The sequence below is a fragment of the Pseudomonas sp. P7758 genome (assembly GCF_013386485.1).
Lineage (GTDB): Bacteria > Pseudomonadota > Gammaproteobacteria > Pseudomonadales > Pseudomonadaceae > Aquipseudomonas.
On the sequence record NZ_JACARS010000074.1, the window covers coordinates 1 to 11,478 of the forward strand.

The following is an 11,478-nucleotide window of genomic DNA, read 5'->3' on the forward strand; positions in this document are numbered from 1 at the left end:
CGTGGGTACCGTCGGCATCCTGGATGACCTCGGCACCCCGGCCACCAACCGTTGGGGCTTTGGCCCGCTGATCAGCTGGACGCTGCCGACCAACGGCGCCCGCGCCCGCATCCACGAAGCCGAAGCCGCGACCCAGGGCGCCCTGGCGCACTTCGACGGGGTGGTGCTCAACGCTATCCGTGAAACCCAGACGGGCCTGGCGCAATACACCGCGCAACTGCAACGCCGCGATGCCCTGGCGGATGCCGGCGCGTCGGCCAAAGAGGCGGCGGAGCAGACGCACCGGTTCTTCCAGGCCGGCCGCGCGTCGTTCCTGGCCGACCTGCAAGCCACCCGCACCTACACCGACGTGCGGGCGCAACTGGCCGCGGCGAACACCCAGGTTGCCATGAGCCAGATCGATTTGTTCCTGGCCCTGGGCGGCGGCTGGGAAAGTGGACGAACGCAAGCCACACAAGCCAGCAAACCCTGAGCTGATTGCTATGCTTTGACAGGCGGACTTACGTGATGGTCCGCTGGTCACTGCTCGCGTTTGCTCATGGGGATTCCAATAATGAAAAACCCTTATGCTCCCGCTTTCTGGTGCGTGTTCTTCGCACTGGTGTTGCTATCGGCGACTTACTTCTACGGCATCATGCTGGCCCATCAAATCGACAAGGCCATGGTGTTCCTCGACAGCGCCAGCGCGCTGATCGCGGTGCTGTCCATCGGCGTGGTGGCCTGGGCCTCCTACCAGGGCCAGCGAATCAAGCGAAGACTGCTCGAACAAGGCAAGACCCGCGTGGCGATCTGGGATACCAAGGTTGCCCTGCGCCGGGTCGAGACGGTGTTCGACCGCTACTTCTGGGGCAGCTACTGGCAGCCGGGGCGCACCTTCCAGGAAGTCATGGGCGAACTGACCGGCACACCGCTGGAAAAAAGCCTCGAAGCCCTGAAAAAACAATGCGTGATGCTTGATCGGCAAGTCGCCGACGGACGGCATTGGCTGAATAACGCCCGGGAATTATCCGATGTGGCCACTGCGATGGCGCGGGAGCGTTACCAGCTGGATTTTTATGATCCCAAGTCGGATACGCCGGGCAATGCGGTGATTCACCGTGAGTTTGAGGTGCTGGTGTATACGTGGACGGCACGGCTGAAGAGCTTTGACCATCAACTCGATGAGATCGAAACCGAGTATTCCTGAAATCTGTGGTGTCTGTACTGACGCCTTCGCGAGCAAGCCCGCTCCCACACTCGACTGCATTCCAAAGATGGAACTCACTCGAATGTGGGAGCGGGCTTGCTCGCGAAGGCACTTTACCGTTCAGCGCTGAAGTCTGCGCCTATTGAAAAATTGGGCTGCATACGCCAGCCAATGCTAATCTTCCCCGGATTTCGGCGGGCTTGAGCCGACACCCTTCGGGGTTCAGGGAAGACAGCCCACTTCACAGGATTTGATCAGGTCACTACATGAATAAGCCAGCAGTCGTTCTCTTGGGTATCGTCGTCGCCATTGGTGCAATCAGCGCAGGCGGTGCCTGGTACACCGGCAAGCAACTGGAGCCGGTGCTGCAAACCGCCATCCAGGACGCCAACAAGGAACTGCAGACCTCCATGGCCGGTGTCGACGGCACTGTGACCCTCGAACTGGTCTCCCTCGACCGTCAGCTGTTCAGCAGCACCGCCCACTATCGCCTCAAGGCCCAGGGCGCGGTGTTCGGCGAAAATCATCAGGACACCGAACTGCTGTTCGTCGACCATATCGAACACGGCCCGCTGCCGTTCTCGCGCCTGGTGTCGCTGAAGTGGCTGCCGGTCATGGCCACCAGTCACTACGAACTCGAGAAAAACCCCACCACCGAAAAATGGTTCGCTGCCAGCAAGGACGTGTCGCCCCTCAAAGGCGTGGCCAACATCGGCTATGACCGCTCGGTGACCGGCAACGTTGAACTGCTGCCCCTGGAACTCAAGGACGACAAGTCGGCCGTGAGCTTCTCCGGCGCCAACCTCGACTTCGACTCCACCGCCGAAGGCAAGAAGGTCAAGGCCAGCGGCTACATGGACAGCCTCAAGGTCTCGGTTGTCGATGCCAACAACGCCAAGCTGGATGCGGAGCTGAGCGGCCTGACCATCGCCAGCAACCTGGAAAAAACCACCTTCGGTTTCTACACCGGGCAAAACACCGTCGAGCTGACCAACACCAAGGTCACCTTCGGCCCGCAGCAAGCAGTGCTGACTCTCAAGAACTTTGAGCAGAAAGACAGCAGCGAAACCAAGGACAACAACCTGGCCGGCCGCGTCGACTACAAGATCGACGAGATCGGTTACCAGGGCAAGCCAGTGGGTTCGGCGGCCATGGCCGTCAGCATGAAGAACGTCGACATCCCGTCGATGCTGGTACTGACCAAGCTCTACCAGGAGAAAGTACAGCCGGCCCAGGCCGCTGCCGCTGCTGGCCAGCCCGTGCCTGAGTTGCAACTGACCGAAGCCGAGCAGACCCTGGCCCAGGCCAACGTCGACCAACTGCTGGCTGCCAAGCCGCAAGTGGCGGTAGAAAACCTGTCGCTGAAAACCACCAATGGCGAGAGCCGCTTCAACCTGGTGGCGGACTTCGCCAAGCCGTCGAGCATGGACCTGCCGCCGGTTGAACTGGGCAAGCAAATCGTTGCGCTGCTGGACGCCAACCTGACCCTGTCCAAGCCGATGATCCAGGACGTTGCCGGCCTGCAGGCGCAGATCGGTGGTGTGACCGACCCGAAAGCCATCGAGCAGCAATCCCAGATGGCCAGCGAGATGATCAGCGGCATGGCCGTGGGTACTCAACTGGCGACCCTGGTGGGTACCGATATCGTGTCCAAGCTGCACTACGCCAACAATGAAGTGACCTTCAACGGCCAGAAAATGACCGTCGAGCAATTCATTGGTTTTGTGCTGGGCAAGTTCGGCGCGGTCAGCGGCGCTCAATAAGACTCGGCTCAAAATGATGTAGGCCAATTCTGAACAATTGTTCTGAATTGGCCTTTTTTGTACCCCCCTCAAGGATATTGCGCCCCGGGAAAGCTTGGCCGCGTCATCAGATGCCGGCCGCCTGGAGTGTCGTGCAGGTGAACTTATCGCTACAGCTTTCCCTGGTGAGGAAGCTGACGACATGTCGCGTAATATTCATCCGTTTATCCGCCTGGCCCTGTGCAGCCAACTGCTCTGGCCCGTCGTGGCATCGGCCGATGCGGCCTATGATTCGCTGATCAACCAGGCCCGCAGTGGCAACTATGGTCCGGCCCTCAACCTGTTGCGCCAAATGCCCGCCGAGCGCCAGACGCCGGGGCAGGTCAGCGATCACCTGTTGATTGCCAGCTGGGCGCGCCAGGACGCCGAGGTGCTGACGGTCTACGAGGCCCAGGGCCGCTCACGCACCCTCACCACCCAGGCGCTGGCCACCGTCGCCCGCACCTATCGCAACCAGCAGCGTTGGGAACCGGCGATTGCCGTGTATCGCCAGGCGTTGCTGCGCGAGCCGAATAACCCGGACCTGCAACTCGGCCTGGCCCTGACCCAGGCGGACGCCGGCCAGACCGCTGAAGCGGTGCAGCGCACCCGCGCCCTGGTGGCCGCCAAGCCCGACGACGCCGACCGCCGCATGGCCCTGGGTTACGCACTGACCCGTGCCGGTTCTACCTATGACGCGCTGTTCGAATTCGACCAGGCGTTCATGCGTGCCGGCAACAAACCTGAAGTCGCCCGCGAATACATCGTCGCCCTGCAACGTGCGCGCCTGCCGGAACCGGCCCTGCGCCTCGCTGCCCGGCGCCCTGGCCTGTTGGACCCGGTCACCCAACGCCGCCTCGAAGGCGACCTGGCCGCCGAGCGCGTGCGCATGGCCGAGTTCGCGACCCGCAGTGAAAAAGAGCGCTACGTCATCGCCGACCGTGCCCTCAAGGATTACGACCAACTGCTCACCACCTGGACACCGGATGCCAACGCCCATGACGACGTGGTGCGCTGGCGCATCGACCGTCTGGGCGCGCTGAAAGCCCGGGCGCGCACCGCCGAGGTGATCCGCGACTACGAAGTGCTGAAGGGCGAAGGCGTGCAACTGCCGACCTACGCCCTGCGCTGGGTCGCTGCCGCCTACCTCGACCAGCGCCAGCCGGAAAAGGCCGCGCCGCTGTATCGCCAGGCCCTGGCGGCAAGCGATGCGGACGCCGGCGATCACGTCGAAGACAGCACCGCGCTGTTCTACGCCCTGCTCGAAAACGATCAAGTGGTGGAAGCTCGCGAAGTCGCCGACAACCTGGCGAGCACCCAGAAACCCCGGGTCGAGCTCAAGGGCTTGCCCATCGGCAACCCCAACGACGCCTGGATGGACGCCCAACAATTGGCCGCCCAGGCCGGCACCTATGGCGCCGACCTGCCCGCCAGCGAAAAAGGCCTGGAAGCCCTGGTGCAACAGGCCCCGGGCAATATCGGCCTGCGCCTGGCCCAGGCCGATATGTACCGTGCCCGCGACTGGCCACGGCGCGCCGAAAACACCCTCAAGGAAACCGAAGCCCAGGCCCCGCGCGACATCGGCCTGGAGGTTTCCCAAGGCCACACTGCCCTCGATCTGCAGGAATGGCGTCAGCTCGATGCACTCACCGATGACGTGGTCGACCGCGCCCCGGACAACCGCCAGGTACAGCGCCTCAGCCGCCTGCGGGATGTGCACGACATGGCCGAATTGCGCGTCGAGGCCTACACCGGCAAAAGCAACGGCGGCGGCGATAACGGCGCGGGCGCGGTGTCCGGCAGCCGCGATTTCGGCATCGAAACCTTGCTCTACAGCCCGCCCATCGATGAAGACTGGCGCGTGTTTGGCGGGGCCGGCTACGCCACCGCCGATTTCGAAGAGGGCACCGGCCAACACCGTTGGCAGCGCCTCGGTGTAGAGCGGCGCACCCGCGACATGACCCTCGAAGCCGAGGTCTCCAACCACTCCTACGGCTTTGGCGACAAGCAGGGCGCACGCATCGCGATTGCCCGCGACATCAATGACCAATGGCAGTACGGCGGCAGTCTCGATTACCTCTCCGCGAGCACCCCGCTGCGGGCACTGAATGCCGACATTACTGCCAACGGCGGCAGCGGGTTTATCCGCTGGCGCGCCAACGAAAGCCGCGAATGGAAACTGGCCCTGAGCCCGTCCCACTTCAGCGACGGCAACAACCGCCTTGAAGCGCTGCTCACCGGTCGCCAGGGCGTGTACAGCTCGCCGGGGGTGCAAGTCGACCTGGGCCTGGAAGTCGGCACCAGCCGCAACACCAAGGAAGACACGCCGTACTTCAACCCGCGCTCGGACTTCAGCGTGCTGCCCACGGCCACCGTCAACCACGTGCTCTACCACCGCTACGAAACCCAGTGGAGCCAGCAGTTCCAGGTGGGGGCGGGCACCTACAGCCAGCGCGACTACGGTACCGGCGGCGTTGCACTGGTGGGCTACGGCCAGCGGTTTCGCTGGAACGACGTGCTCGAAACCGGCGCCAACCTCAGCTGGATCAGCCGACCTTATGACGGTGAGCGCGAAAGCGACCTACGCCTGATCGTCGACCTCACCTACCGCTTCTAGAAGAGTCCGATCATGCCCGTCTTGTCCCGTTGCCTGTTGGCCCTGGGGTTAATGCTGAGCAGCGCTTGCGCCCAGCAACCCGCACCTTTCACCCCACCCGCCGAGCGGCTCAAGCCTGCCAGCGAAGCGGCGTGGCCGAAGAACCATTTCCTCGGTATCGCCTACCACGACATCGAGGACCGCGACCCCGATCAGGCTGTCGTGGCCGTGCGCACCGAACGTTTGATCGAGCAGTTGGCGTGGCTGCGGGAAAACGGCTACCAGCCCGTCACCGTCGACCAGATTTTGGCGGCCCGCAACGGCGGCCCGGAGTTGCCGGCGAAGGCGATCATGCTCAGCTTCGATGACGGCTACGCGAGCTTCTACACCCGTGTGATGCCGATCCTGCGCAGCTACAACTGGCACGCGCTGCTGGCGCCGGTGGGTTCGTGGGTGGATACGCCGCTGAACCAGCCGGTGGACTTCGCCGGTACACCTCGGCCGCGTTCGGACTTCCTGACCTGGCAGCAGGTGCGCGAAATCGCCCAGTCCGGCCTGGTGGAAATCGCCGCGCACACCGACGCCAATCACAAGGGCGTGCTGGCCAACCCACAGGGCAACCTGCAACCGGCCGCCACCACCCGACGCTTTGACCCGGCGACCCATCGCTACGAAACCGAAGCCCAGTTCCAGGCGCGGATGCGCACCGACGTGACGGCGATCTCCAACAAGATCCGCGCCGTCACCGGCAAGGCGCCGCGCGTGTGGGTGTGGCCTTACGGCGCTGCCGATGGCACCTCGCTGGCGGTGGTGGGCGAGCAGGGTTACCAGATGGCCCTGACCCTGGAAGACGGTCTCGACAGCCTCGGCAACCTGATGAGCAGCCCGCGCTTCCTGGTGGCCTCCGACCCGGACGGCGAACACTACGCCAACGCCATCGTCGCGACCCAGACTGAAGCCCCGCTGCGGGTGCTGCATGTGGACCTGGACAACGTCTACGACCCGGACCCGGAACAGCAGGTGCGCAACCTCGACAAACTGATCCAGCGCGTGGTCGACATGGGTGCCAGCACCGTGTTCCTGCAGGCTTTCGCCGACCCCAAGGGCGATGGCCTGGTGCGTTCGCTGTACTTCCCCAACCGCCATTTGCCGGTGCGCGCCGACCTGTTCAACCGCGTCACCTGGCAACTGCGCACCCGGGCCCACGTGAGCGTATTTGCCTGGATGCCGGTGCTCAGTTTCGCCCTCGATTCGAAGCTGCCCCGCGTCACCCGTTGGGACCCGCAAACCGGCAAGGTCGCCATCGACCCGGACCAGTACCAGCGCCTGTCGCCGTTCGATCCGAAAGTGCGGCAGGTCATCGGTGAGATCTACGAAGACCTGGCGCGCACCAGTGCCATCGACGGCGTGCTGTTCCACGACGACGCGGTGCTGTCGGACTTCGAAGACGCCAGCCCGCTGGCGCTCAAGGCCTACGCCGCCAATGGCCTGCCGGACACCATCGAAGCCCTGCGCGCCGACCCTGCGGTGATGCAGCGCTGGACGCGTTTCAAGAGCCGCTACCTGATCGACTTCACCCATGAGCTGACCGCCAAGGTCCGCACGCTGCGCGGCCCGCAGGTGCAGACCGCACGCAATATCTTCGCCGAACCGATGCTCAACCCGGGCAGCGAAGCCTGGTTCGCGCAGAACCTCGACGACTTCCTCACCAGCTACGACTGGACTGCGCCGATGGCCATGCCGCTGATGGAAGGCCAGGACCTCAAGGGCTCCAACGCCTGGCTGGAAAAGCTCGTGGCCATCGTCAAGGCCCGCCCCGGCGCGCTGCAACGCACAGTCTTCGAGTTGCAAGCCAAGGACTGGCGCACCTCGGCCGCCCCCGATCTGGACGGTGCACAAATGGCCGAGTGGATGGGCGTGCTCAAGCGTCAGGGCGTGACCAGTTTTGGCTACTACCCCGACAACTTCCTGGAGAATTCGCCGGATCTGAAAACCGTGCGTCCGGCCCTTTCCAACCAGTGGAATCCTTGACTCATGTTCGACAGAATCCTCGCGCTTATCGTCTTGTCATTGGTATTGGGTGTGCCCCTTGGGCTGATCTTTTTGGTCACCGGGCAGTTCCTGATGGACTTCGTCTTCTTCTATCCGCTGTTCATGTCCGGCTTGTGGATCGCTGGCGGCCTGTACTTCTGGCTGCACTGGGAGCGCCATTGGCCGTGGGCGGATGACACGCCGGCGCCGGTGCTGGCCGGTGAGCCGCTGATCTCGATCCTGATCCCTTGCTACAACGAAGGCGACAACGCCGCCGAGACCATCGGTGCCGCGTTGGCCCAGCAATACCGTAACATCGAAGTGATCGCGATCAACGACGGCTCCAGCGACAACACCGCCGCCGTGCTCGATGCGCTGGCGCTGAAAGAGCCGCGCCTGCGGGTGCTGCACCTGGCGCAAAACCAGGGCAAGGCTGTGGCCTTGCGCATGGGCGCGGTAGCAGCGCGCAGCGAATACCTGGTGTGCATCGACGGCGATGCGTTGCTCTCGCCGAACACCGCGGCGTACCTGGTGGCGCCGATGCTCGACAACCCGCGCCTGGGGGCCGTCACCGGCAACCCGCGGATTCGCACGCGCTCCACCTTGATCGGCCGGGTGCAGGTGGGCGAGTTCTCTTCGATCATCGGCTTGATCAAGCGCACCCAGCGGGTCTTCGGGCGGATCTTCACCGTCTCCGGCGTGGTGGTGGCGTTTCGGCGGGCGGCCCTGGACCGGGTCGACTACTGGAGCACCGACATGATCACCGAAGACATCGACGTGAGCTGGAAGCTGCAACTGGACCACTGGAGCATCTTCTACGAGCCCCGCGCGCTGTGCTGGATCCTGATGCCGGAAACCCTCGGCGGCCTGTGGAAGCAACGCCTGCGCTGGGCCCAGGGCGGCGCTGAAGTGCTGTTCAAAAATATTCGTGGCATCTGGCAATGGCGCCATCGCTACCTGTGGCCGCTGCTGTTCGAATACTGCCTGTCCACCGGTTGGGCCTTCACCTTTTTGCTCTCGGTGATTTTCTGGGCCGTGGGCAAAGTGGTGACGCTGCCCGCCGCCATCGCCGTCGACTCGCTGATGCCGCCGGCCTTCACCGGCCTGCTGCTGGCGGTGGTGTGCCTGGTGCAGTTCGCGGTGAGCATCATGATCGACCGGCGCTATGAAAAGGGCCTGTGGAAAACCCTGTTCTGGACCGTCTGGTACCCGCTGGTGTTCTGGCTGGTGAGCCTGTTCACCACCCTGGTCAGCTTCCCCAAAGTGCTGTTCCGCCAACACCAGAAACGCGCGCGCTGGGTCAGCCCGGATCGCGGAATCAAAGCCCCCACTACGGATGTGCAGCCATGAACCTGATCCGAACCCAACAGCGCCCGGTGATGTGGGCCATCGACGTATTCCTGACCCTGCTGGCCTGGGCCGGGCTGATCATCCTGCTGGTGCGCGGGCTGGTGCCGATGCTCGACAGCCACGGCGGCCCGCGGATCGATGCGCCGATTTTCGCGGCGCTGGATACCTTGCAGATCTACCTGTGGATTGCCGTGTTCAACGCAGTCGTGCTGATCAGTTGGGCACGCTACCAGCAGCGACGTGGCAAGCACTTTGCCCAGCGGCGCTCGGCGGCCAAGGCCTTGAGTGACCAGCGTTTGAGCGACAGCTTCAGCCTGGGGGAAGGTGACCTGGAGCAACTGCGCCGCCCGGGTGTGCTGGTGATTCATAACGACCACGAAGGGGGCGTGCAGGAAGTGACAGCCCATGTGTCCCGGCATGTGGAGCGGCCAGGGCTGAAGTTGGTAGCGGGGCAGGAGCGGACCAAGGAGGTTGGTTAACCGGGATATCGAAAAATGGGATCCAATTCACAAAATAACCGCGAACTTTTCTCATCTTTTGGCTACTAACCAGTCTTGATACCGCATTGATGGCCAAGTAATGGCAATTGTAAGCGCCACCATTGGAGGTGTATCAAAACTGTTACCGCTTGTCGGAATAAAAATTCCAATTGCAAGCAATTAAACGTTGCATGATTTATTTGTTGTTAATAATCAGCAACTTATATGCCTGTTAAACATAACTTCCCACTAAGCCAGAATCTTGGCCCACCGGAAGTTCGATGTTAGTTTGCCGGCCCCCGCTTTTTCGACGGATCGAACATGTCTTTATTATTGCCACGGACTCGGCTGCTGCTGGGCGTTTGCCTGCTGACTTGCTTCGCACTCAATAGTGCGGTGGCGGCGCCTACGCCTGGCGACCAGGACCTGATCCGCGACCGGCAAAACCGTCTGCTGGAAGAACAGCGCCGGCGCCTTGAAGACCTCAAGGAACTGCCCGGCAAAGAAGCCAAGCCCCAAGCGCCTGCCACCCCGGCCGACACCCGTTGCTTCCCGATCAAAGACATCGAACTCAAGGGGGCCGACAGCCTGCCTGCACCGGACCGCGAGCGCCTGCTCAAGCCGTATATCGGCCAGTGCCTGGGTGTCTCCCAGCTCAACCAAGTGCTCAAGTCGATCACCGACTACTACATCGACAAAGGCATGGTTACCAGCCGTGCTTACTTGCCGCAGCAGGACCTTTCCACCGGCCACCTCCAGGTGTTGGTGGTGGAAGGCAAGCTCGAAGGCTTGAAGGGCGCCGACGGCAGCAACCTGTCCCCGCGCGAGCTGGCCATGGCCTTTCCCGGCAAGGTCGGCGAGCAGCTCAACCTGCGGGAAATCGAGCAGTTGGTGGACCAGTTGAATCGCTTGCCGTCCAAGCAGGCGCAAATGGAACTGACCCCCGGCAGCCAGGTGGGCGGCAGTGAAGTGCAGGTCAGGAATGTCCCGCAGAAGCCCTGGCGCGCCAGCCTGTCGCGCAATAACGACGGGCAGAAAAGCACCGGCGAACAACAGTGGGGCGCCGGCCTTAAGTGGGACAGCCCCCTGGGCCTGGCCGACCAGCTTGTGTTGCGCGGCGGCCACGATGCCGTCAGCGACCACCAGAAAACCTCGAAAAACACCATGCTCTACTACAACGTGCCGTGGGGCTGGTGGAACTTCAGCTACACCTACAGCGAGAGTGATTACCGCACCTTTGGCGTAACCAACGACTTTAAATTCAAGCAGAACGGCGACAACGAAAACCACCAACTGCGCGCCGAGCGCGTGATCCATCGTGACGACGTGAGCAAGACCTCGGTGAACGTCGGCCTGTCGCACCTGCGCACCAACAACTACATCCTCGACGTGCGCACCGAGCCCAGCAGCAACCGCCTCAGTGAACTGCAACTGGGCATCAACCACGGTCGCCGCATCGGCAATGCCTTCGTCAACCTCGACCTGGGCATGCAGAACGGTATCGGCGCCTTCGATGCCCAAGCTGAAAACGAGCGCGATCAGTACGGCAATCGCCTGCCCAACGCGCGCTACCGCAAATACACCGCCACCGTCAGCTACTTGCAGCCATTCACGCTATGGGGTGAGTCGTTCAGTTTCTCCAGCCTGGCCACCGGCCAACGCAGTGAAGACATTCTGTTCAGCCCCCAGCGCATGAGCCTCGGCGGCTCGGCCTCGGTGCGCGGTTTCAAAGACCAGCAGCTCACCGGCGACAGCGGCGGCTACTGGCGCAACGACGTGCGCTGGGCGCGCCCGGTGACCTGGGACTGGATGCGCCCGGCCTTTGCCGAATACGGCGCCAGCGTCGGCTACGACCAGGGTGTGATCAGCAATGGCCGCTACAACGACAACGTGCACGGCCGGGTCTCGAGCAACTCGTTGGAGTTGTTCGCCCGTGGCAAATACGTCAGCACCAGCGTGACCTTTGCCCATTCCCTGGAACGCCCGGCAGTGATGAGCGAGCGCGAAGCGCCGATCTACTTCCGCATGGATTTCTTCCTGTAATTCAACGCCCCG

General features: G+C 62.9%; 8 protein-coding genes. All 8 read left to right on the forward strand.

All coding sequences use genetic code 11. From position 1 onward, the window contains the following. On the forward strand, positions 1 to 472 hold a 472-nt coding region (locus HX873_RS16735), incomplete at its 5' end, for a TolC family protein (RefSeq protein WP_177122930.1). An 81-nt stretch (positions 473 to 553) separates the two neighbouring features. Beyond that, a complete protein-coding gene (locus HX873_RS16740) occupies positions 554 to 1,186 on the forward strand; it encodes a hypothetical protein (protein WP_003218188.1) in 633 nt (210 codons plus the stop codon). Positions 1,187 to 1,452: 266 nt separating this feature from the next. Further along, positions 1,453 to 2,949, forward strand: a complete 1,497-nt coding sequence (locus HX873_RS16745) for a YdgA family protein (RefSeq protein ID WP_087693604.1) — start codon at positions 1,453 to 1,455, stop codon at positions 2,947 to 2,949. A 181-nt stretch (positions 2,950 to 3,130) separates the two neighbouring features. Further along, positions 3,131 to 5,584 (forward strand): poly-beta-1,6 N-acetyl-D-glucosamine export porin PgaA, encoded by a 2,454-nt coding sequence (gene pgaA, locus HX873_RS16750; protein WP_177022636.1) that lies wholly within the window; start codon positions 3,131 to 3,133, stop codon positions 5,582 to 5,584. Positions 5,585 to 5,596: 12 nt separating this feature from the next. Beyond that, on the forward strand, positions 5,597 to 7,594 hold the full coding sequence (gene pgaB / locus HX873_RS16755; RefSeq protein ID WP_177081702.1) for a poly-beta-1,6-N-acetyl-D-glucosamine N-deacetylase PgaB: 1,998 nt from the start codon (positions 5,597 to 5,599) through the stop codon (positions 7,592 to 7,594). A 3-nt stretch (positions 7,595 to 7,597) separates the two neighbouring features. Next, the gene (pgaC, locus tag HX873_RS16760; protein WP_003218180.1) at positions 7,598 to 8,944 is read left to right on the forward strand and encodes a poly-beta-1,6-N-acetyl-D-glucosamine synthase; all 1,347 of its coding nucleotides are present in this window, start codon (positions 7,598 to 7,600) and stop codon (positions 8,942 to 8,944) included. Continuing rightward, positions 8,941 to 9,423, forward strand: a complete 483-nt coding sequence (gene pgaD / locus HX873_RS16765; RefSeq protein WP_177081701.1) for a poly-beta-1,6-N-acetyl-D-glucosamine biosynthesis protein PgaD — start codon at positions 8,941 to 8,943, stop codon at positions 9,421 to 9,423. Before pgaC ends, pgaD begins: the two co-directional genes overlap by 4 nt. 321 nt (positions 9,424 to 9,744) lie before the next feature. Further along, positions 9,745 to 11,466, forward strand: coding sequence for a ShlB/FhaC/HecB family hemolysin secretion/activation protein (locus HX873_RS16770; RefSeq protein ID WP_177122931.1), 1,722 nt, complete (start codon positions 9,745 to 9,747; stop codon positions 11,464 to 11,466). The last annotated feature ends 12 nt before the right edge of the window (positions 11,467 to 11,478 follow it).

Bases quoted from the DNA above. Each gene is read 5' to 3' on its own strand.
- pgaB (WP_177081702.1), top strand. From the start codon at position 5,597: ATGCCCGTCTTGTCCCGTTGCCTGTTGGCCCTGGGGTTAATGCTGAGC.
- HX873_RS16740 (WP_003218188.1), top strand. From the start codon at position 554: ATGAAAAACCCTTATGCTCCCGCTTTCTGGTGCGTGTTCTTCGCACTG.
- HX873_RS16770 (WP_177122931.1), top strand. From the start codon at position 9,745: ATGTCTTTATTATTGCCACGGACTCGGCTGCTGCTGGGCGTTTGCCTG.
- pgaC (WP_003218180.1), top strand. From the start codon at position 7,598: ATGTTCGACAGAATCCTCGCGCTTATCGTCTTGTCATTGGTATTGGGT.
- HX873_RS16745 (WP_087693604.1), top strand. From the start codon at position 1,453: ATGAATAAGCCAGCAGTCGTTCTCTTGGGTATCGTCGTCGCCATTGGT.
- pgaA (WP_177022636.1), top strand. From the start codon at position 3,131: ATGTCGCGTAATATTCATCCGTTTATCCGCCTGGCCCTGTGCAGCCAA.
- pgaD (WP_177081701.1), top strand. From the start codon at position 8,941: ATGAACCTGATCCGAACCCAACAGCGCCCGGTGATGTGGGCCATCGAC.